Raw genomic sequence first — 21,615 nt, 5'->3', positions numbered from 1 at the left:
AATGGCCGTCCATTATTTTACATTTTTTGGCGCTCGCGGAATGCTCGTTCAATATCTCGTTTTGCTTCTTTACGTTTCAAATCATCACGTTTATCGTATTGCTTTTTCCCTTTACCAAGACCGATTAATACTTTGGCAAATCCATTTTTCAAATAGACTTTTATTGGAACGAGCGTGTATCCTTGTTCTTTTGTTTCACCAATTAACTTATTGATTTGCTTTTTATGCAAAAGCAGCTTTCTCGTTCTTAATGGCTCGTGATTGTATCGATTTCCTTGTTCATATGGACTTATATGTGCATTGTGCAAGAACACTTCACCTTGATGAATTCTTGCAAATGAATCTTTTAAGTTAATTCGTCCTGCTCGAATTGATTTTATTTCTGTTCCTTGAAGGACAATCCCAGCTTCATATGTCTCTTCAATAAAATAATCATGATTCGCTTTTCGGTTTTGCGCAATCAGTTTTCCTTCCCCTTTAGGCATTTGTTTCACTCCCGTCAGCATATATTCCTCTCTATATTATACATAAAAAGGGTGAGACCCGCACGTGGCGGGCCTATCGTCTTTTGCCGCTTTTCTTTTTACGGGCAGCAGCCGGTTTATTATCAAATGATTTTTTCTTCTTCTTCTTTCGAGGTGGTCTCGTCGACCATTCTTCGTCATCGGACGGGCCCTGTGGACCTTTTTTGCTATTTTTCTTCAGATTGACGATGCGCGGTTTTTCATCTTCTTCCTTCCGTCTGCGATTGTTCTTCATGCCAACAATTTCAAAGTCAATATCATGCTCATCTTTATTTACTTTAATGACACGAACGGTAATTTCATCGCCAATACGGAACACATTGCCTGTACGCTCTCCGATCATCGCGAAGTGGCGTTCATCATAGCGATAATAATCATCGGTCATATAGCTGACGTGCACAAGTCCCTCAATCGTGTTTGGAAGCTCAACGAACATCCCAAAGTTTGTAACCGAACTAATGATGCCATCGAATTCTTCACCAATCTTATCTTCCATAAACTCAGCTTTTTTCATTTCATCTGTATCACGCTCTGCATCGACAGCACGGCGTTCCCGCTTCGACGTATGGTCAGCAATTTCCGGCAGGCGCGCATTCCACTTTTCACGAGTTGCTTCGTCAAGCTTTCCTTCAATTAAATACGTCCGAATCAATCGATGAACGATCAAATCTGGATATCTTCGGATTGGTGAAGTGAAATGAGTATAGTATTTTGTTGCCAAACCAAAATGTCCTAAACTATCCGGATCATATTTCGCCTGTTGCATCGAGCGCAGCATGACTGTTGAAATGACCATTTCCTCCGGTAAACCATCAACGGCTTCTATGATTTCCTGAAGTGCACGCGGATGAACAGAATTAGCCGTTCCACGTACAATCAAGCCAAAATTCGTAATGAATTCAAAGAAACGTTGTAATTTTTCCTCTTTTGGATCATCGTGAATTCGATAAATGAATGGGACGTCCAGCCAGTGAAAATGTTCTGCGACAGTTTCATTGGCACATAGCATGAATTCCTCAATGATTCTCTCACCGATTGACCGCTCTCTTAAAACAACATCCGTCGGCTTTCCTTCTTCATCAACGAGTACTTTTGCCTCTTTGAAATCGAAGTCAATCGCACCACGTTTCATTCGTTTCTTTTGCAAAATTCCTTGTAGTTCTTCCATCAATTCAAACATCGGAACGAGCGCTTCATATTTCTTCCGTAATTCCTCGTCCTTGTCTTGCAAAATTTTATTTACATCAGAATACGTCATCCGCTCCGTTGTTTTAATAACACTTTGGAAAATTTCGTGTTTAACAACTTCACCTTGATGATTCAATTCCATTTCACAAGATAATGTAAATCGGTCCACCTGCGGATTGAGCGAGCAAATGCCATTCGATAACCGATGTGGAATCATCGGGATGACTCGATCAACTAAATAAACACTCGTTCCCCGATCGTATGCTTCTTGATCGAGTGAAGATCCTTCCTTTACATAATGGCTCACATCGGCAATATGGACGCCAAGTTTAAAGTTTCCATTTTCCAGCTTTGAAACCGTTACGGCATCATCGAGATCCTTAGCATCCGCACCATCAATTGTGACAATTGTTTCTCCACGTAAATCTCTTCGCTTCGGAATTTCTGACTCATCCACCGTATCAGGAATTTGATTTGCCGCCTCCATCACTTCATCTGGAAATGCGAGTGGCAGATCATGTTTATAAATGATCGATAAAATATCAACGCCCGGATCATTTTTATGACCAAGAATTTGGATAATTTCCCCTTCGGCATTCTTTCGATCTTCTGGAAACGAGGTAATTTTTACAACGACTTTATGACCTTCGACCGCTCCCATATCTACACTCTTTGGAATAAAAATATCATCGGCTATTTTTTTATCGTCTGGAATGACGAAGCCAAAGTGTTTACTTTCCGTATATGTACCAACGATTTTTTCGGCTCCACGCTGAATAATGCGCACAACCGCACCTTCCTGCCGTGAGCCTGATCGGTTCGCCGCTACACGGACAAGCACCGTATCACCATGCATTGCACCATTTTTTTCATGCGGTGGAATGAAAACATCATCAAGACCTGGTTCTTCAGGTATTAAGAAGGCAAACCCTTTTGCATGTCCCGATAAGGTTCCGCGTACGAGATTCATTTTTTCCGGAAGTCCATAACGGTTGCTTCTTGTGCGAACAACAAGGCCCTGCTCCTCCATCTGAACAAGCGCCTTTACAAAGTTTTTAAAATCCTCTGCATCTGTAACCTCGAATGCTTCTTCAAGCTCCTTCACCGTTAATGGTTTATAAACTTCCTCTTTCATATACGCTAATACATCATCGATTAAACCCTTTATCTGTTCATCCATGCTATTCCCTCCTTATTCAGACCAGTCAAGCCCTTCAAGAAACTGATAAATATCTTCATGCAGCTGTTCTTTTTCAGGGCCAAGTGTGATCACATGGCTACTATTTTCATACCATTTTATATTTTTATGCGGTGATTCCGCTTGCTCATAAATAATATTCGCGCTATTGGCGTTAATCATTTGATCGTGACGAGCTTGTACGACAAATAGTGGAGCATATGTCATATCAACATCATCACGTACGTTAGCAATGAGCTTTTGTAACGCTTTGAGCGTCTTCATCGGCGTTTTTCCAAACTCATTCATTTCCTTGTTTATTTCGTCTTCGGATTTACCTTCAAACTTCTTATATTCGCGGGCATAATCAAGAATGCCTTGATACATCACTTCTTCACTTTTAATATACATTGGTGCACACATTGGAATAATTCCCTTTACAGGTACATTGTAACCTAGTTTTAAGGAAAATACCCCACCAAGTGATAAGCCGGCAACCGCAATTTCATCGTGACCGTTTTCTTTTAAAAATTGGTAGGCCTCCATCACATCCTGCCACCAATCGTCTGGCCCTGTATGAACGAGCTCCTCAGGTGGAACCCCATGACCTTTATATTGAGGGGCATGACAAGTGTACCCCTTTTTTTCTAAAAATCTTCCTAACATACGTACATCAGCACTGTTACCTGTAAAGCCGTGTAAGAGCAAGACCGCTCTTTTTCCCGCTTTAAATGTAAATGGCTGAGGTGGTCTCATTTTCATTTCATATAACTCCCTTTGTATATAGTCCTACCGTTATTTTTATCAAAGTATGATGAAACAATCCAGAAATACGATTGGATGAGCTAATATCTCTTGGATACACGCTCGATCCAAACTATTATATTGGATTTTCAAGGCACTTTGACAGGTTACAGGCCACTTCACTGGATTTACAAGCCACTCCACTGGATTTACAAGCCACTTCAACAGGTTTACAAGCCACTTCTCCAGATTTACAAGCCACTTCCCAAGATACAAGCCACTTCACTATTGCTGGATCTGTAATCTGACAGCACGCGCCCCAAGTAATTTATCTTCTTGCTAGAAATAGCAAACACGAAAAAAACCTGGCCATTTTTAGACCAGGTTCATACTTATACCTCGAATACGGTTACAAGGATTGTTAATATGAAAAATAAGATTGACAGCACAACGGTAATTCGATGGAGGACGAGGTCTAGCCCACGCGCCTTTTGCTTCCCAAATAATTGTTCCGCTCCACCTGAAATTGCGCCAGATAATCCTGCACTTTTTCCTGATTGTAATAAAACGACAATAATAAGTCCGATCGAAACGATGATTAGTAACGTAATAACTAATGCATGCATTGCGTACACCTCCTGAAACGACATAAAACGATACGTTTACTGTACCATAAAGTCCATAAGTAGACAAGATTAAAATAGAGAGACTCAAGCATGAGCCTCTCTTTTATTTATCAATTATCGGTTAATGTTGTAGAATGTTTTTGCACCTAGATATTGTGCTGTATCAGCAAGTGTATCTTCAATGCGTAGTAATTGATTGTATTTCGCTACACGGTCTGTACGTGATGGTGCACCTGTTTTAATTTGGCCTGCATTTGTTGCAACTGCAATATCAGCGATTGTGTTATCTTCTGTTTCACCAGAACGGTGTGAAATAACAGCTGTGTAGCCTGCACGCTTAGCCATTTCGATTGCATCAAATGTTTCAGTCAATGTACCGATTTGGTTTACTTTAATAAGGATTGAGTTGCCAACGCCTTCTTCGATTCCACGTGAAAGTTTCTCTGTGTTTGTTACGAATAAGTCGTCCCCAACAAGTTGTACGTTTTTACCGATTCTTTCAGTAAGAAGCTTATGTCCAGCCCAGTCGTTCTCATCAAGACCATCTTCGATTGAAACGATCGGGTATTTGCCAGCAAGCTCTTCGTACCAATCAACCATTTCTTCAGATGTACGAACGATTCCTTCACCACTTAAATGGTATTTTCCATCGTCTTTGTTGTAGAACTCAGAAGACGCAACGTCCATTGCTAGCAATACTTCTTCACCAGGTTTATATCCTGCTTTTTCGATTGCAACCATGATTGTTTCAAGCGCTTCTTCGTTTGATTTTAAGTTTGGTGCAAATCCACCTTCGTCTCCAACACTTGTATTTAGACCTTTTTCTTGAAGAACAGATCTTAAGTTATGGAAAATTTCTGCACCCATACGTAATGCTTCTTTGAACGTTGGTGCGCCAACTGGCATAATCATGAATTCTTGGATATCCACGTTGTTATCCGCATGCTCTCCACCGTTTAGAATGTTCATCATCGGAACTGGAAGCTGTTTCGCATTGAATCCACCTAAGTATTGGTAAAGGTCAAGTCCAAGATAGTCTGCTGCTGCATGCGCAACGGCCATTGATACGCCAAGGATCGCGTTTGCACCTAGTTTTCCTTTGTTGTCTGTACCATCAAGTTCGATAAGCATTTTGTCAACGCCGACTTGATCTGTAACATTCAAACCAATGATCTCTTCTGCAATCACGTCATTAACGTTAGCAACTGCTTTTTCAACACCTTTGCCAAGGTAGCGAGTTTTGTCTCCATCTCTTAATTCAACTGCTTCGTATTCACCAGTTGATGCACCACTTGGTACTAAAGCGCGTCCGAATGCGCCTGATTCTGTTACTACTTCTACTTCAACTGTTGGGTTACCACGGGAGTCTAATACTTCACGTGCATATACTTGTGTAATGAATGGCATGAAAAATCTCTCCTTAAATATCATTTATTTTTTCTAGAATAACTGTTGATTTCTGCTTGAGGTGCTTAGTTTCCTGTATTAGCTTAGAAAATCCACGGCGCCTGTGGTAAATCCCTCACCTTAAAGAAATCCTCGCGCCTTCCCCTTCAATCAACATCATTACAATATTATTTGCTGTCAATCAATGTTGAACCGGTCATTTCTTCCGGCTTTTCAATTCCTAATAAATCTAGCATTGTCGGTGCAAGATCAGCAAGGATTCCACCGTCTCTTAATGATACACCATTTTTCGTAACGATGACTGGAACTGGGTTTGTCGTATGTGCTGTCATCGGCTGCCCTTCGATTGTTACAACTTCATCTGAGTTACCATGGTCAGCTGTAATAATCGCTGTCCCGCCTTTTTCAACAATCAAATCAACGACTTTGCCAAGACATTCGTCCACAGCTTCAATTGCTTGAATCGTCGGTTCTAGCATTCCAGAATGTCCAACCATATCTGGGTTAGCAAAGTTTAAAATAATCGCATCGAAGCGATCGTCAGTAATTTGTTCGCAGAGAGCTTCTGTCACTTCATACGCGCTCATTTCTGGCTTCAAATCATACGTCGCAACTTTCGGCGAATTAATTAAAATTCGTTGTTCCCCAGGGAAAGTTTCTTCTCTTCCACCGCTCATGAAAAAGGTAACATGTGGGTACTTTTCCGTTTCTGCGATTCGTAATTGAGATAAGCCGTGATCAGAAATCACTTGACCAATCGTATTATTTAGATTGACCGTTTTAAATGCAACATAGCCATTAACCGTTTCGGAAAAATGTGTCATACATACAAAATATAAGTTTTTCGGACGGTTGTCGCCGCGATCAAACCCTTGGAAATCCTCGTTCGTAAACACATTCGAAATTTGGATCGCACGGTCTGGGCGGAAGTTGTAAAAAATCACTGCATCTTCATCATCAATCGTTGCAACAGGATGACCGTCTTCATCCGTCATCACTGACGGAAGAGCAAATTCGTCGAAAATTCCATGCTTATACGAGTCATGAATCATATCGAATGGATTTGAATATACCGGTCCTTCTCCAAAAGCCATTGCCCGATACGCTTTTTCGACGCGATCCCAGCGTTTATCGCGGTCCATCGAATAGAATCGTCCAGAGATTGTCGCAAACTTTCCTACTCCATATTCGTCCATTTTTTCTTGTGCAGCTTTTAAATAGCCTTCAGCCGTTTGTGGACCAACGTCACGTCCATCAAGGAAAGCATGGACAAACACATCTTTTACACCTTCGTCAGCTGCTAGCTTTAACAAGGCATATAAATGATTAATATGGCTATGCACCCCACCATCAGAAAGAAGTCCGAATAAGTGAAGCTTTTTTCCTGTTTTCTTAACGTGATCAATTGCTAGTTTAAACGTTTCATTCTGTTCGAACTCGCCATTGCGGATCGCAACATTCACTCGTGTCAAACTTTGATAAACGATTCTGCCTGCTCCAATATTTAAATGGCCAACTTCAGAGTTCCCCATTTGTCCTTCTGGAAGACCAACCGCTTCGCCTGAGGCAGTAAGCTGGTTATGTGGATAAGCATTCCAATATTTATCAAAGTTCGGCTTCTTCGCTTGAGCAACTGCATTTCCTTGCGTTTCCTGGCGACAAGCGAATCCGTCTAAGATGATTAAGGCAACTGGTGCTTGTTTACTCATTTACAACCGCCCCCACTAATTGGAGGAATGATTGTGGCTCTAAGCTCGCACCGCCTACAAGCGCACCATCGATATCTGGCTCACTCATATATTCTTTTATGTTTTCCGGCTTTACACTGCCTCCGTATTGGATACGAATCGCATCTGCTGCTGATTTAGAGAAGCTTTGCTCAACAACTTGGCGAATATGCGCACATACTTCATTCGCATCTGCTGCTGTTGACGATTTGCCTGTACCAATTGCCCAAATTGGTTCGTAGGCGATCACCGTTTGTTTTACTTGCTCTTCTGTTAATCCTTGCAACCCTTTTTCAACTTGTTCGCCAACAAGCTTCATTGTTTCATTGTTTTCCCTTTGCTCCAATGTTTCTCCAACACAAACAATTGGCGTTAATCCGTATTTAAACGCTGCATGAGTTTTTTGATTCACTGTTTCATCCGTTTCAGCGAACATTTCTCTGCGCTCTGAATGTCCAAGAATAACGTAAGATACTTCTAAATCTTTGAGTGCTACCGGGCTAATTTCACCTGTGAATGCTCCGTTTTCCTCAAAGTGCATGTTTTGTGCGCCAATTGCTACATCTGTACCAGCTACTTCGTTCACAAGCTGCCCTAGAAATAATGCAGGTGCACAAATCACTGAATCAACTTTATCATTTGCTGGAACTTGTCCCTTTACTTCTGTTGCAAAAGCTAATGATTCACTAAGCGTTTTATTCATTTTCCAGTTTCCCGCAATAATTGGTTTACGCATGCTTCTTCATCCTCCCGCTTATTTATCGTTTAATGCAGCTACGCCTGGAAGTGTCTTACCTTCCATAAATTCAAGTGATGCACCGCCGCCTGTTGAAATATGGCTCATACGATCAGCAAGTCCGAATTTTTCTGCTGCCGCTGCTGAGTCTCCACCACCAACGACGGAGTATGTATCCTTCGCTTCAGCAAGTGTTTCTGCTACCGCTCTTGTTCCGTGTGCGAATGGTTCTAACTCAAATACCCCCATTGGGCCATTCCAAAGGACGAGCTTCGACTCTGCAATCACTTTTGAATAAAGCTCTCTTGTTTTTGGTCCGATATCAAGTGCTTCCCAATCTGATGGGATCTCATTGATCGCTACCGTTCTCGTATTCGCTTGTTCTGAGAAATCATCGGCAATCGTAACATCTAAAGGCATATAAAAATTCACGCCTTTTTCTTTCGCCTTTTCAATAAATGATTTTGCAAGCTCTATTTTATCTTCTTCAAGCAAGGACAATCCAACTTCATGCCCTTGGGATTTTACGAATGTGTAGGCAAGTCCGCCACCAATGATTAAGTTATCTACTTTATCAAGAAGGTTTTCAATCACACCAATTTTATCTTTTACCTTTGCCCCACCAACAATCGCTGTAAATGGACGCTCTGGATTTGATAATGCCTTTCCAAGCACTTCAAGCTCTTTTTCCATTAGGAAGCCAGCTGCTGAAGGCAAATGATGAGCAATTCCTTCTGTTGATGCGTGTGCACGATGCGCAGCCCCAAATGCATCATTCACATATAGATCAGCTAATTCTGCAAATGCTTGTGCTAGCTCTGGATCATTCTTTTCTTCACCAGGGTAAAAGCGAACATTCTCAAGTAAAATAATATCGCCAGCTTGAAGCTGTGAAATTTGTTCTTTTACATTTTCACCGCATGCTTCTTCAGCTTTTGCTACATCTTTACCAAGCAATTCACTTAATCGTTCAGCAACAGGCGTTAAACGTAATTCTTCCACTACTTCCCCTTTTGGTCTGCCTAAATGACTCGCCAAAATGACAACAGCACCTTGTTCTGATAAGTACTGAATTGTAGGCAATGCTGCACGGATTCTCGTGTCATCTGTTACCTTTCCTTCGCTCATTGGAACGTTAAAATCGACACGGCAAAATACTCGTTTCCCTTTTACATCAAAATCTTTGATCGTTTTTTTCTCCATCGTGCACGCCTCCTCTTTTTAAAAGCGGAAGCGCCTGGTCAGCCCCGACAAGTACAAGGCGATTCCCGAGGAGGCAGCTTTTCAGCCACCACAGGGAATTGACTTGTGACCTCGATGGGCTAGGCGCTGAAGCTAGATACTAATCCAACTTCAAATTCCACTTAGTTTAATTAATAAAAATAAAGGGAGGGGGATTGTTCCCCGCTCCCCTTCATTCATCTATTATAGATGTCGGACCTCGAATTATCCAATATTAGGCCACAGGATGTGGGTAATTTCGACAGTGCCACAAGAGACCCACAGAACGTGGTGTTCTTAGGCGAAGCCCCTAATTTGTTTTCGAGATGAAAACATATTATTACATTCCTTGTTTTGCGATATATGCAGCAAGGTCAACAACACGGTTAGAATATGCTGTCTCGTTATCGTACCAAGACAATACTTTTACCATGTTTCCTTCCATAACCATTGTTGACAATCCATCAATGATTGAAGAATGTGTATCGCCGTTGTAATCAGCAGATACAAGTGGCTCATCTGAGTAGCCTAAAATACCTTTAAGATCGCCTTCAGCAGCTGCTTTTAACGCTGCGTTTACTTCTTCAGCTGTTACTTCTTTGTCTAATTCAGCAACAAGGTCAACAACTGAAACGTTTGGAGTTGGTACACGCATTGCCATACCGTTTAATTTACCTTTCAACTCAGGAAGTACAAGTGCTACTGCTTTTGCAGCTCCAGTTGTTGTTGGGATAATGTTTTCTGCTGCTGCACGAGCACGGCGGTAATCGCTATGTGGAAGATCCAAAATTTGTTGATCGTTCGTGTAAGAGTGAACAGTTGTCATCATTCCACGTTTGATACCGAATTTTTCGTTTAATACTTTTGCGAATGGAGCAAGACAGTTTGTCGTACATGATGCGTTTGAAAGTACGTGATGATTTGCAGCTTCGTACTTATCTTCGTTTACACCCATTACGATTGTAATATCTTCACCGTTTGCAGGAGCAGAGATAATTACTTTTTTCGCACCAGCTTCAAGATGTTTTGCTGCATCTTCACGTTTAGTGAAACGTCCTGTTGACTCAACAACGATGTCAACACCAAGGTCTCCCCAACCAAGTTGTGCAGGATCGCGCTCTGCAAGTACTTTCACACGGTGGTCACCAATAACAATTGTGTCCCCATCAACAGATACAGTTTCTTTTAAATTGCCATGAACTGTATCGTGTTTTAATAAATGTGCAAGCATGCTTGCGTCTGTTAAGTCGTTAACTGCTACAATCTCTACCTCTGGATTGTTAAGAGCTGCACGGAATACGTTTCTCCCGATTCTTCCGAAACCATTAATACCAACTTTTACTGCCATTGTAATTTCCTCCTTTATTGTCTTGCATAAAATCTATATTTAAAAGGTACCACCTTAATAAGATGTGCCTTCTAAAAGCATTCTAGCCGCTCCTTCATCAGTAATTAATACCGTATTCTGCGGAGCGCTTTTCATATAGGCTTTAATTGCCTTAGCTTTCGATTTTCCTCCAGCTGCCGCAATCACTTGCCTGCCACTATGAAGGTCGGATATTTGAATCCCAATTGTGGGGACTTTATGTACTATTTCCCCATTTTCATTAAAATAATAGCCAAAGGCTTCGCCAACTGCATTTTCTTCAATTACTTTTTTCATAACTGCTGCTGAAGACCTTCTTCTACCTGCCATCGTGAGCGCATCGCCGATTCCGTGTAAAACAATATTTGCTGACTTGATCGTTTGTAATATTTCTTTAATGGCTGGTTCTTTCAGTAATGATTCGTACACTTCACGTCCCACTTGATCTGGAACGTATAACACTCGATGTGATCCACCACTTTTTTCAGCCATTGTTGCACAAATCACGTTGGCTTGATTTTTCACATCTTCTCCAATCCCGCCTCGTGCTGGAACAAATAATAATCGCTTGCCAGCGCTCATATCAGATGTCAGCATCTCTGCCGCACATGCCATCGTCGTTCCACCCGTTACTGCAATTATATTATCCGTATGAAGGCTTGTTTTCAAGCGTTCAGCACACGCTTTTCCCAGCTCTTCTTTGACGAGTGGTGTTTCATCACTATCACCTGGAACGATAACTACATCTGTGATCGCTAGATATTCGATAAGATTTTGTTCAAGCTGTTTAATGCCAAATATTTCCCTCATCATATCATCCAGATCATGTAGCAATATGGTTCCCTTTTTCGTAATTGTCATTCCGGCTGCCTTAACGTGAATCAGCTGCTGTGTCTTGAAAAATTCCACCTCACTTCGTAAGGTCCTTTCGGTCATTCCAAGCATCTCCGCAAGCGTACGTCTGCCAACAGGCTGAGCAAGAAAAATAGAACGCAAAATTTGATATCGTTTTTGCATAATGACAAGCATATCTGGTACGATTTTCGATTGGATTTTTAAAATGGTATCCATGTAACAACTCCTTTGAACCAACGGGACCTCCAGTGTCCCACCAAGACATATTACGTCCCATCACAGCAAAAAAAAAGTAAGTTGAAACCTCCATTATCATACCATGTGTTAAAAAAAAGATCAATTATGATGTTTTTGTAATTGTTCCTCAATTATCGTAGGATCTATCACACCCGCCTGGACTACCTCTCCATTCATTTCAATAACAGGTATCATCATTCCGTATTTTTCGGTGAGTTCATCACTTTCATCAATATCAATTTCATTGATATGAAATGGAATATCTTCCTGTATTAAGGATAATAAAAGCAGCGCGTCCTTACATAACTGACATTGTTTACGTGTATAAAAATTGATAATCATTTCATTGCTCCTTTTCAAACTCACTAGATTAACCACTCTACACTTTCCTCCATTATAATACAGTATCCTTGCATATTACATTTAAGTACGATTAGATCCTCCACATTTATTACAGCTTGTTTAATTCCGTTTATTCAATTGCCAAAAGGTAATATGCCTAGTGTAGCTATTAAAAAACGTATTTCTGAAAGGACCGATTCAAATGGCAGACAATAATAATAAGCGCGAAAGAATGCCCCTTGAGGAAGCTGGACGAAAAGGCGGAGAAGCCACCACGGAAAATCATGATAAAGAGGTTTATCAGTTAATTGGAAGTAAGAGCGGAAAAGCGCGCCATGATAATGATTAATTTCATTTAATATAGGAAAGTTATCTATTTACAAAATAATTTTTATAAAAAAGAGGTTTCTATGAATTTTCATAGAAACCTCTTTTACTAGACGCCCTCGTCAGGAATCGAACCCGAATCTCAAGAACCGGAATCTTACGTGTTATCCGTTACACCACGAGGGCAAATTTTTACCGTACGATTAATGATTATAAGTGAAATAATTTATCATTGCAAGCACTATTTCGTTTAAAATAGAATGAGATGGTCAATATGTATAGATAAAGATTTAAATTCAATCGTTTGACCTTTACTGACCATCATTGTATGATGAAGTTACACATCACGTGTAGCTTTCAATAAAGGTATTGAAAAAAGGAGGAGAAATTTGTATGAATTTAATTCCAACAGTTATTGAACAAACAAACCGCGGGGAACGAGCATATGATATTTATTCCAGACTACTTAAAGATCGGATTATTATGCTTGGAAGCGCGATCGATGATAATGTAGCGAACTCGATCGTTGCCCAATTACTTTTTCTAGAGGCAGAAAATCCAGAAAAAGATATCTCTATTTATATTAATAGCCCTGGCGGAAGTATTACAGCTGGAATGGCAATTTATGATACGATGCAATTCATTAAGCCAGACATCCAAACGATTTGCATCGGAATGGCTGCATCAATGGGATCTTTCCTACTAGCGGCTGGTACAAAAGGAAAACGTTATGCATTGCCAAATAGTGAAGTGATGATCCATCAACCACTAGGTGGTGCACAAGGTCAAGCAACTGAAATCGAAATTGCAGCAAAACGAATTTTATTCTTGCGTGAAAAGCTGAATAAAATTTTATCTGAGCGTACTGGACAGCCGTTTGAAATCATTGAGCGCGATACAGACCGTGATAATTTCATGACTGCCGAAAAAGCAAAAGAATATGGCCTAATCGACCATATTATTAGCCGCAACGAAGCAATCGAGAAAAAATAAAACAGGAATGGGTGATGAAAGTAATGTTTCATCACCCATTTTTTAATTTAAAAAGCTGTTAAAGGGATTTGTAATCTGTTAATGAGGTTTTACAAGCCACTTAGCAAGATTTACAAGCCACTAACAGGAATTTACAGGCCGCCGGCCGGAGTCATACTTCCTGAAATTGAATGTTGTGTAGCTTGGCGAAAATTCCATTTCGCTTGACGAGCTCGGTGTATGTTCCTTCCTCGGCAATTCCGTCTTCTGTAACGACAACCACTCGATCCGCATCGCGAATTGTTGCTAATCGGTGCGCAATGACAAGGGTTGTTCGATTTTCAGCCAGCTCATTTAAAGCAGTTTGAATAATTTTCTCTGTTTCAGTATCCAATGCTGATGTTGCTTCATCTAAAATTAAGATTGGTGGATTTTTTAAAAACATACGCGCAATCGCAAGACGCTGTTTTTGTCCCCCTGATAATTTTAGTCCTCGTTCACCAATTTGAGTTTCATAGCCATCTGGTAATGAAGCGATAAATTGCTCCAAATGGGCTTTGCGTGCCGCTTCATAAATTTCTTCTTCGGTTGCATCCCTTTTACCATAGGCAATATTTTCCCAAATGGTTCCTGTAAATAAAAATACATCTTGTTGAACAATTCCAATTTGTGATCGGAGAGAATGCTTCGTCATATCGCGAATATCTATCCCATCGATCGTTATTGCTCCTTCATTTACATCATAAAAACGTGGGATTAATGAGCTGATCGTTGTTTTACCTGCACCTGACGGGCCAACGAAAGCAACTGTTTCTCCAGCTTGAATCTTTAGATCAATCCCTTTTAATACAGACTGATGTTCATCATATTGAAAATGCACATCATCAAACGTAATATCACCGAACAGATGCTTCACATCCTCCGCATTCTCACGATCCTGAATCTCAGGTTCCTGATCGATTAATTCGCGGAAACGTTTAAAGCCAGCCATTCCTTTTGGATACAGCTCAAGCAACGCACTGATTTTATCTACCGGCTTTATTAGCACATTTACATATAAAACAAAGCTAACGAGCTCTCCATATGTAAGCTTCCCATTAAAGCTAAACCAAGCACCGACAACAAGAATAATTAGCGTGACGATTCGTGTCATCATATAAATGCTCGAATGCGTCCCAGCCATTACTTTATAAGCGACAAGCTTTGCTAAGCGAAAACGGCCATTATCCTTTTTAAAGCGAGCAATTTCAAACGCTTCATTTGTAAAAGACTGGACAACGCGTGCACCTGCGACACTATCCTCAACACGAGCATTGACATCGGCAATTTTTCCGTACATGTTTTTCCACGCATCATTCATCTTCACATTGCAAAATGTAACGAGCCAAATGAGAAATGGCACCATAATAATTGCAATAATTGCCAGCTGTGGATTAATGTTAAACATGATCGTAAACGCACCGATAAAAGTCATAATCGCAATGAAAAAATCTTCTGGTCCGTGATGGGCAAGCTCACCAATATCAAATAGATCATTCGTGATCCGACTCATCACATGCCCCGTTTTCGTATTATCGAAAAAGCGAAACGATTGGCGTTGAACATGCGTAAATAACTCTTCACGCATATCTGTTTCAATATTGATACCGAGCTTATGTCCTAAATAACTAACGATAAACTGGAGGACTGTGCTAAGCAAATAAACGAGCAGCAATAAAACACCAACCGTCACAATTGTATTCCAATCTCCTTGCGGCAAAAGTTTATCAATAAACCACTGAACAGCGACTGGAAAGGCAAGTTCCAAGATCGCAACGATCACGGCACTTGTAAAGTCAATAATAAAAAGCCGTCGATGTGGTCGGTAATATGAAAAAAATTGTTTTAACATTCCCATTCTCCTTCGATATGTGTCTAATCTTTTTTCTTTTTTGTAGAAATCGAAGAAGCATCTCCAGATCGAAGTTTTTCCGCTATTTCATCAATCTTGCGCAAACGGTGATTAATCCCCGATTTGCTAATTGGGCCGCTCGCAAGCATCTCCCCTAATTCTTTCAACGTTACGTCCTGATGTTCGACACGCAAATTAGCAATTTCCCGCAGTTTATCTGGAAGTATATCAAGGCCAACGGTTGCTTCAATAAAGCGTATATTTTCAACTTGGCGCAGCGATGCTCCAATGGTTTTATTTAAATTCGCTGTTTCGCAGTTAACAAGTCGATTCACCGAATTTCGCATATCGCGAACAATTCTTACATCTTCGAAACGAAGCAATGCATTGTGAGCCCCGATGATGCTTAAAAATTCGGTAATTTTCTCTGCCTCTTTTAAATACGTAATGAAGCCATTTTTTCGCTCCAATGTTTTACTATTTAATTGGAAATGATTCATCAACTCACATAATGAATCATTATGCTCCTTATAAAGCGAGAATACTTCCATATGGTACGATGAAGTTTCCGGGTTATTAACAGAACCACCGGCAAGAAACGCGCCACGCAAATAGGAGCGTTTGCAGCATTTTTTAGTAATGAGCGGCTTGGCGATATCATGAATGAATGTGATTCCTTCACCAAGAATCGACAAATCGCGCAAAATTTTCTCAGCATCCTTTTTTAGTCTCACAATATACACATTGTTTTTCTTCAATCGCATTTTTTTACGTACGAGCAACTCGACATGGGCGTCATATAAATGCTTGAGCAACACATAAATTCTTCGAGCAATTGCCGCATTTTCTGTTTGTACATTAACTACAAGAATTCGATTGGAAAAAGACAAGGAACCATTCATGCGAATGAGAGCTGAAAGTTCGGCGTTTGCACAACAATCCTTCACTTCAAGTGAAGTGAGCTCCTTTTTTGTTTCAGAGGCAAACGACATTTTTCCACCTCCTGACTTCTGTTTCATTTTAACTTTGGGCAATTTGATCATTTCCTCCACCCAATAGCGAATAAAGAATATGTGCAACTTTTTCTGTATCATGACGAATTAAGCCTTGGTCAAAACTAATGATTTGATCGTAGATCACTTTCATACCGAGGGCTACTAATCGATCAACATCGAACATGACAGGTTGTGCACACTCTTCTTTATAACGATTTCTAAATTCAAGCGGCACTTCCTCGTTGTTTACGAGCATCACATCGATAAAAGGCCGTTTCATATGGCGATATAAAGCTTCTAAATGATCACTTGCCGTAAACCCTAATGTTTCTCCTGCTTGCGTCATTAAATTGCAGATGTATACTTTCTTCGCTTTTGCTCGGCACACTTCTTCCCCTAAACTAGGGACGAGCAAATTAGGTAAAATACTTGTATAGAGACTGCCCGGGCCAATCACAATTAAGTCGGCTTCACGAATCGCTCTAATAGTTTCTTGAAGCGGTTGGATGATTTCAGGGGTTAGAAACACCCGTTTGATCTTTTTCCCTGCTTCAGGAATTTTCGACTCGCCTGAGACAATCGTTCCATCTTCCATTTCTGCGTGCAAAACAACACTTTGATTCGCAGCTGGTAGAACCTTTCCCCGTACATTTAACACCCTGCTCATTTCCTGAACGGCGTGAACAAAGTCACCTGTAATCGATGTTAATGCGGCAATAATTAAATTTCCGAGCGAATGTCCAGAAAGCTCGTTGGATGTGTTAAAGCGATGCTGAAACATTTCTTCGACGAGCGGTTCTACATCCGATAGGGCAGCCAATACATTTCGAACGTCACCAGGTGGTGGGATTTCCATTTCATCTCGCAATCTTCCAGAGCTTCCCCCGTCATCCGCAACCGTTACAATGGCAGTTAGATCGACGGGGAATTTTTTCAAACCGCGCAACAAGACAGATAAGCCTGTGCCACCTCCAATGACGACGATTTTTGGCTTCGTTTGATTTTTCATCTGGCCAATTCCTTTCTTTTCTGTATGTCTCGATGTGTCACGCGCACCGGATAATCTTTTTCATAATACTTCCCGAGATATTCGGAAAGTGCAACGGAACGATGTTGACCACCTGTACAACCAATTGCGACGACGAGCTGGCTTTTTCCTTCCCGTTTATAATGAGGCAACATAAACGTTAATAAGTCGATTGTCTTTTCCAGAAACTTTTGTGTATCATTCCATTTCATTACGTAATTCGCAACTTCATCCTCAAGCCCTGTTTTTGGTCTCATATGATCAATATAATGAGGGTTTGGCAAGAAGCGGACATCAAAAACAAGATCCGCATCAATAGGAATGCCATGCTTAAAACCGAATGACATTACATTAAGCGTAAAGATCGCTTGTTTATTCGCTGAAAATTCAACGAGGATTTTTTCCCGCAATTCTTTCGGTTTCATATTTGACGTATTATAAATAAGCTGTGCGCGACCTTTTAATTCATCCAATAATTTTCGCTCTTGGGTAATGCCTTCAAGTGGCAAGCCAAGAGGAGCAAGCGGATGAGAACGTCGTGTTTCTTTATATCTACGAACGAGTGCCGCATCATCGGCATCAAGAAATAAAATTTGTGGAGTTACCCATGTCGATTCAGAAAGCTCGTCAACGACACGCAAAAGCGTATCGAAAAATTCCCTTCCTCGTAAATCCATCACGAGTGCAACCTTATTCATTTTATTATTTGAATCCTTCATCAGTTCAAGAAATTTTGGCATGAGTGCTGGGGGCAAATTATCTACACAAAAAAAGCCCAGATCTTCGAAGCTGTGTACAGCGACCGTTTTACCTGCTCCGGACATTCCCGTAATAATTACTAATTGTACTTCCTCTGTCATCCCTGTATTCATCACGTCTACCCCTTTAACGAATTTTTCAGTTCATCATACTCATTTTTCTATTATACTATTTCTATATCTATTTAGACAGTGCTTCCTTTTTTCACCTTATGAATCGAACACAAAAATAATACAACCCGCATGAAGCGAGTTGTATTATTATTTTACTTTTTATATGGAGTAAGTGTAAATGAATATTGATATGTTTTGTCTGCGTAAAGCGTATATTCTGGATGTGTTTTTTGTCCCCAGCTATCGTCACCGCCAACACCCATTTGTTGATGATTGATACGAACGACGGTGCGCGCGCTGTTTGGAAGTTTATAACGATGACTCGCTTCTTCAAGCTCCCACGGAGTGTATGGAAGGACATTCGTTTCAATTGTTGGCAGGCCGGAAATCTTCACACCGATTCCTTCTTTGTTGGTTACGCTTATCCATCTAACATCAATTTTATTTCCGCATTCTTGCGGTTTTAAATAAGGAACATATTGATCTTCTACCGTTCCAGCATAATGGCCGATTTTTGCGCCCTTTTGCTTATCAATATAATTTTCATGTGGTCCTTTTCCATACCATTCGAGACGGTTATATTGTTGGTCGAGCGTAAATAATAGCCCGACTTCCGGTATTTCCGGTAATTGTTCACCTGGTCTTAATTGATAGTTTACGAAGACTTCCCCATCAAGTTGGATCGCATAATGAATATCGCAGTAAGAATCTTCGGTTGTCGGTAACAGATATTTCACAGAAACATAGACATGTGTATCCGTTGTTTCCATTTCGAAAGCTTGTAACTGTCTGTTTGCTCCTGCCTCTCTCCATGTTGCACTGCGTTCATCGAGCCCGCTGCCTCGATCATTATCTGTCATCGCTCGCCAATAATTTGGAACAATTGGCGAATTAATGAACTCATTCCCTGCAAAAACATACGAATCTAAATCACCTGTTTGCTCATTAAAACCAATTGAAAAATCTTTACCACTAACGACTAATTTTCCAGATTCTTTACTTACTTGAACAGATTCCATCTGATCATTGCCCTTTTCGGAAAACTTTCGTTCACGAACAATAAATTGTTCAAAAGCAATTTCATGCCCAGCATCAGCCCATAATGTCCCATCTTTTAGATGCAGGCTGATTGTAAGAATCAATTCCCCTTCGGCCGTGTTTAATTTATTCATATCGTAATCTAATGATAATGTTGCCGTTGAATGGGGCTCGACATCGATCTCCATGATGCCAGCTTGAATCTCTTTTCCATCCTCATGAACCATCCAGCGGCACTCAAAGTCAGACAAATTTGTAAATAGATGCTTATTGAAAACTTCTACCTTGCCATTTTCTATGTCTATATTTATCCATTCAATATTTTGATAGCATTTTTTCACTTCGTATATTTTCGGTGAAACGGTACCATCTGCAAAAATCAGCCCATCGCCTGAAAAGTTTCCATCATGTGGGGACTCGCCAAAGTCGCCGCCATACGCTAAAAATTCGAGGCCATCTTCTGTCTTTGTCCGAATCGCCTGATCACGCCAGTCCCAAATAAACCCACCTTGCAAAATCGGATATTTATCGAACAACTCCGTATACTTATAAAAATTCCCACACGAATTCCCCATTGCATGACTGAATTCACAAATGATATAAGGTTTTACCGGTTTATCCGATATTGCTGCATTAAGGGCATATTCCTCAACAAGCTTCGGTGGAACATACATCGTGCTTTCCATATCTGATGCTGCTTCTGAAGGTCGATAATGGAATACACCTTCATAATGAACTAAACGGGATGGATCATGTTCTTTAAAAAATTCGTACATTTTCAGGAAGTTATCGCCGCCAAATGATTCATTGCCTAGCGACCAAATCACAATCGATGGGTGGTTTTTATCACGTTGGAACATCGAATTACAACGATCTAATACATTTTCCGTCCATTCAGGTTTACTGCCGGGAACCGTTCTTTCTTCAAGCTCTTTCTGCCCATAATACCATGTCCCATGTGTTTCAAGATTGTTTTCATTAATGACGTATAGACCAAACTCATCACATAATTCATAAAATAAAGGATGATTCGGATAATGGGACGTACGGACCGCATTCATATTATGCTGCTTCATTAGCTTCACATCATGAACCATATCTTCATAATCAATCGCTCGGCCTTTATCTGCTGAAAACTCATGACGATTGACTCCTTTGAAAACGATACGCTCACCATTGATTTTCATTAGCCCATCTTTTGATTCAAACTTCCGAAAGCCGACTTTTGTGCTAATCGTTTCGATTAATTGCCCGTTTTCATCTTTTAATACGAGGACAAGCGTATATAAATTTGGATGTTCAGCACTCCATTTCAATGGATTTTCTACAAATCCAGCGACGCTTAATTCCTGTTTGTTTTTCTTGGAAATCATGACAGGCATCACGATTGGCTGATCGAAAACAGTTTGCTCATTGCGATCATATAGCATTGCCTCAAATGTAATTTCTCCATATTCTTGCTCATAATAGTTCGTAATTTTTGCATCAATTTTTAATTGGGCATCACAATACTCATCATCTAATGCCGTTTTCACGAAGAAGTCTTCGATATGAACCGATGGTGTTGCATATAAATATACATCACGGAAAATTCCACTTAACCGCCAGAAATCTTGGTCCTCTAGCCAGCTTGCGTCACTCCAGCGATACACCTCAACAGCAAGCTTATTTTCGCCAGCGACGATGTAAGGGGTCAAATCAAATTCCGCTGGTGTAAAAGTATCTTCACTATACCCAATAAGCTCACCATTTACCCACAGGTAAAATGCGGATTCTACACCTTGGAAACTAATATATAATGGCAAACCATCCCATTCCTGCGGCACTGTAAACGTTTGTATATATTGCCCGACTGGATTGTACTTTGTTGGTGCGAAAGGCGGTTCAAGCTCCTCGGTATCCTCCCACGGATATCTTTTATTTGTATATTGCGGGTAATCATAGCCTTGTAGCTGCCAATGCGAAGGGACTTCAATCTCATCCCAGTTACTAAAGTCAAAGCCCTTTTTATAGAAATCTCTATTTCGACCTTCTGGATTTTCCGAAAATGAAAATTTCCATTGACCGTTTAACGATTGGTAATATGTTGAAGCGTAGCGATCTCCTTTTATTGCTTCGGCAATCGTTTCGTATGGCATTAATGTTGCATGTGCCTCATGCCGATTTAATTGGAAAATTTCAGGATTATTATTCCACTCCGGGTAGCCGTTTTCTGGCGGTGTATAAACAAATTTCTTCAATTGTTTCAACATCATCCATTCCTCTCCCTATTACTCTTTTTTTATTTGGCCATAGTATAGAATCCTATTGATCTCCGCTTAAAGCGTACGCTTTCCGCTGCAA

General features: G+C 40.5%; 18 protein-coding genes and 1 tRNA gene. 2 read left to right on the top strand and 17 right to left on the bottom strand.

Going from position 1 to position 21,615, the window contains the following annotated elements; translation table 11 throughout:
• Nucleotides 1-17: 17 nt before the first annotated feature.
• The 11 genes from smpB to KHA95_RS10120 all read right to left on the bottom strand — a co-directional run bounded on the left by smpB (nt 18) and on the right by KHA95_RS10120 (nt 12,150).
• Nucleotides 18-485 (bottom strand): SsrA-binding protein SmpB, encoded by a 468-nt coding sequence (smpB, locus tag KHA95_RS10170; protein ID WP_213137377.1) that lies wholly within the window; start codon nt 483-485, stop codon nt 18-20.
• A 73-nt stretch (nt 486-558) separates the two neighbouring features.
• The gene (gene rnr / locus KHA95_RS10165) at nt 559-2,892 is read right to left on the bottom strand and encodes a ribonuclease R (RefSeq protein ID WP_213137376.1); all 2,334 of its coding nucleotides are present in this window, start codon (nt 2,890-2,892) and stop codon (nt 559-561) included.
• A 12-nt stretch (nt 2,893-2,904) separates the two neighbouring features.
• On the bottom strand, nt 2,905-3,651 hold the full coding sequence (locus KHA95_RS10160; protein ID WP_213137375.1) for an alpha/beta hydrolase: 747 nt from the start codon (nt 3,649-3,651) through the stop codon (nt 2,905-2,907).
• A gap of 374 nt (nt 3,652-4,025) precedes the next feature.
• A complete protein-coding gene (secG, locus tag KHA95_RS10155; protein ID WP_213137374.1) occupies nt 4,026-4,259 on the bottom strand; it encodes a preprotein translocase subunit SecG in 234 nt (77 codons plus the stop codon).
• A gap of 114 nt (nt 4,260-4,373) precedes the next feature.
• On the bottom strand, nt 4,374-5,666 hold the full coding sequence (eno, locus tag KHA95_RS10150; RefSeq protein WP_213137373.1) for a phosphopyruvate hydratase: 1,293 nt from the start codon (nt 5,664-5,666) through the stop codon (nt 4,374-4,376).
• Nucleotides 5,667-5,833: 167 nt separating this feature from the next.
• Nucleotides 5,834-7,375: a 2,3-bisphosphoglycerate-independent phosphoglycerate mutase gene (gpmI, locus tag KHA95_RS10145; protein WP_213137372.1), complete on the bottom strand. Its 1,542-nt coding sequence runs from the start codon at nt 7,373-7,375 to the stop codon at nt 5,834-5,836.
• Nucleotides 7,368-8,129: a triose-phosphate isomerase gene (tpiA, locus tag KHA95_RS10140; protein ID WP_213137371.1), complete on the bottom strand. Its 762-nt coding sequence runs from the start codon at nt 8,127-8,129 to the stop codon at nt 7,368-7,370. Before tpiA ends, gpmI begins: the two co-directional genes overlap by 8 nt.
• 18 nt (nt 8,130-8,147) lie before the next feature.
• Complete coding sequence (locus KHA95_RS10135; RefSeq protein ID WP_213137370.1) at nt 8,148-9,332, bottom strand: phosphoglycerate kinase; 1,185 nt, start codon at nt 9,330-9,332, stop codon at nt 8,148-8,150.
• A gap of 358 nt (nt 9,333-9,690) precedes the next feature.
• A complete protein-coding gene (gene gap / locus KHA95_RS10130) occupies nt 9,691-10,698 on the bottom strand; it encodes a type I glyceraldehyde-3-phosphate dehydrogenase (protein ID WP_213137369.1) in 1,008 nt (335 codons plus the stop codon).
• A gap of 54 nt (nt 10,699-10,752) precedes the next feature.
• Nucleotides 10,753-11,787, bottom strand: coding sequence for a sugar-binding transcriptional regulator (locus KHA95_RS10125; protein ID WP_213137368.1), 1,035 nt, complete (start codon nt 11,785-11,787; stop codon nt 10,753-10,755).
• Between the two features lie 120 nt (nt 11,788-11,907).
• The gene (locus KHA95_RS10120) at nt 11,908-12,150 is read right to left on the bottom strand and encodes a glutaredoxin family protein (RefSeq protein ID WP_213137367.1); all 243 of its coding nucleotides are present in this window, start codon (nt 12,148-12,150) and stop codon (nt 11,908-11,910) included.
• 202 nt (nt 12,151-12,352) lie between these two features.
• Between KHA95_RS10120 and KHA95_RS10115 the strand changes: the two genes are divergently transcribed.
• Entirely contained in the window at nt 12,353-12,499 is a 147-nt protein-coding gene (locus tag KHA95_RS10115) for a hypothetical protein (RefSeq protein WP_213137559.1), read from the top strand.
• 92 nt (nt 12,500-12,591) lie between these two features.
• Here the strand turns inward: KHA95_RS10115 and KHA95_RS10110 are convergent.
• Nucleotides 12,592-12,663 (bottom strand) — tRNA-Arg (locus tag KHA95_RS10110).
• A gap of 207 nt (nt 12,664-12,870) precedes the next feature.
• On the opposite strand from KHA95_RS10110, the gene clpP reads away from it, so the two are divergent.
• The gene (gene clpP, locus KHA95_RS10105) at nt 12,871-13,470 is read left to right on the top strand and encodes an ATP-dependent Clp endopeptidase proteolytic subunit ClpP (protein ID WP_213137366.1); all 600 of its coding nucleotides are present in this window, start codon (nt 12,871-12,873) and stop codon (nt 13,468-13,470) included.
• A gap of 151 nt (nt 13,471-13,621) precedes the next feature.
• Here clpP and KHA95_RS10100 read toward each other — a convergent pair whose 3' ends face one another.
• The 5 genes from KHA95_RS10100 to lacZ form a co-directional block, all read right to left on the bottom strand.
• On the bottom strand, nt 13,622-15,340 hold the full coding sequence (locus tag KHA95_RS10100; protein ID WP_213137365.1) for an ABC transporter ATP-binding protein: 1,719 nt from the start codon (nt 15,338-15,340) through the stop codon (nt 13,622-13,624).
• Between the two features lie 23 nt (nt 15,341-15,363).
• Entirely contained in the window at nt 15,364-16,332 is a 969-nt protein-coding gene (gene whiA / locus KHA95_RS10095; RefSeq protein ID WP_213137542.1) for a DNA-binding protein WhiA, read from the bottom strand.
• Between the two features lie 28 nt (nt 16,333-16,360).
• The gene (locus tag KHA95_RS10090; protein WP_213137364.1) at nt 16,361-17,344 is read right to left on the bottom strand and encodes a gluconeogenesis factor YvcK family protein; all 984 of its coding nucleotides are present in this window, start codon (nt 17,342-17,344) and stop codon (nt 16,361-16,363) included.
• Entirely contained in the window at nt 17,341-18,234 is an 894-nt protein-coding gene (gene rapZ / locus KHA95_RS10085; protein WP_213137363.1) for an RNase adapter RapZ, read from the bottom strand. The genes KHA95_RS10090 and rapZ overlap by 4 nt, the downstream gene beginning before the upstream one ends.
• 152 nt (nt 18,235-18,386) lie before the next feature.
• Nucleotides 18,387-21,524: a beta-galactosidase, LacZ type gene (gene lacZ / locus KHA95_RS10080; protein ID WP_213137541.1), complete on the bottom strand. Its 3,138-nt coding sequence runs from the start codon at nt 21,522-21,524 to the stop codon at nt 18,387-18,389.
• Nucleotides 21,525-21,615 lie beyond the last annotated feature (91 nt).

The sequence above is a fragment of the Bacillus sp. FJAT-50079 genome (genome assembly GCF_018343515.1).
GTDB lineage: Bacteria > Bacillota > Bacilli > Bacillales > Bacillaceae_C > Lederbergia.
The sequence above is the reverse complement of the archived record's forward strand: the minus strand, read 5'-3'. Positions and strand labels throughout refer to the sequence as shown.

Excerpts from the sequence above, each read along its gene's own strand:
- lacZ (WP_213137541.1), bottom strand. The coding sequence starts at position 21,524 with ATGTTGAAACAATTGAAGAAATTTGTTTATACACCGCCAGAAAACGGC.
- KHA95_RS10100 (WP_213137365.1), bottom strand. The coding sequence starts at position 15,340 with ATGTTAAAACAATTTTTTTCATATTACCGACCACATCGACGGCTTTTT.
- KHA95_RS10125 (WP_213137368.1), bottom strand. The coding sequence starts at position 11,787 with ATGGATACCATTTTAAAAATCCAATCGAAAATCGTACCAGATATGCTT.
- eno (WP_213137373.1), bottom strand. The coding sequence starts at position 5,666 with ATGCCATTCATTACACAAGTATATGCACGTGAAGTATTAGACTCCCGT.
- tpiA (WP_213137371.1), bottom strand. The coding sequence starts at position 8,129 with ATGCGTAAACCAATTATTGCGGGAAACTGGAAAATGAATAAAACGCTT.
- gap (WP_213137369.1), bottom strand. The coding sequence starts at position 10,698 with ATGGCAGTAAAAGTTGGTATTAATGGTTTCGGAAGAATCGGGAGAAAC.
- rapZ (WP_213137363.1), bottom strand. The coding sequence starts at position 18,234 with ATGAATACAGGGATGACAGAGGAAGTACAATTAGTAATTATTACGGGA.
- secG (WP_213137374.1), bottom strand. The coding sequence starts at position 4,259 with ATGCATGCATTAGTTATTACGTTACTAATCATCGTTTCGATCGGACTT.
- smpB (WP_213137377.1), bottom strand. The coding sequence starts at position 485 with ATGCCTAAAGGGGAAGGAAAACTGATTGCGCAAAACCGAAAAGCGAAT.
- gpmI (WP_213137372.1), bottom strand. The coding sequence starts at position 7,375 with ATGAGTAAACAAGCACCAGTTGCCTTAATCATCTTAGACGGATTCGCT.
- whiA (WP_213137542.1), bottom strand. The coding sequence starts at position 16,332 with ATGTCGTTTGCCTCTGAAACAAAAAAGGAGCTCACTTCACTTGAAGTG.
- KHA95_RS10115 (WP_213137559.1), top strand. The coding sequence starts at position 12,353 with ATGGCAGACAATAATAATAAGCGCGAAAGAATGCCCCTTGAGGAAGCT.
- clpP (WP_213137366.1), top strand. The coding sequence starts at position 12,871 with ATGAATTTAATTCCAACAGTTATTGAACAAACAAACCGCGGGGAACGA.
- rnr (WP_213137376.1), bottom strand. The coding sequence starts at position 2,892 with ATGGATGAACAGATAAAGGGTTTAATCGATGATGTATTAGCGTATATG.
- KHA95_RS10090 (WP_213137364.1), bottom strand. The coding sequence starts at position 17,344 with ATGAAAAATCAAACGAAGCCAAAAATCGTCGTCATTGGAGGTGGCACA.
- KHA95_RS10120 (WP_213137367.1), bottom strand. The coding sequence starts at position 12,150 with ATGATTATCAATTTTTATACACGTAAACAATGTCAGTTATGTAAGGAC.
- KHA95_RS10160 (WP_213137375.1), bottom strand. The coding sequence starts at position 3,651 with ATGAAAATGAGACCACCTCAGCCATTTACATTTAAAGCGGGAAAAAGA.
- KHA95_RS10135 (WP_213137370.1), bottom strand. The coding sequence starts at position 9,332 with ATGGAGAAAAAAACGATCAAAGATTTTGATGTAAAAGGGAAACGAGTA.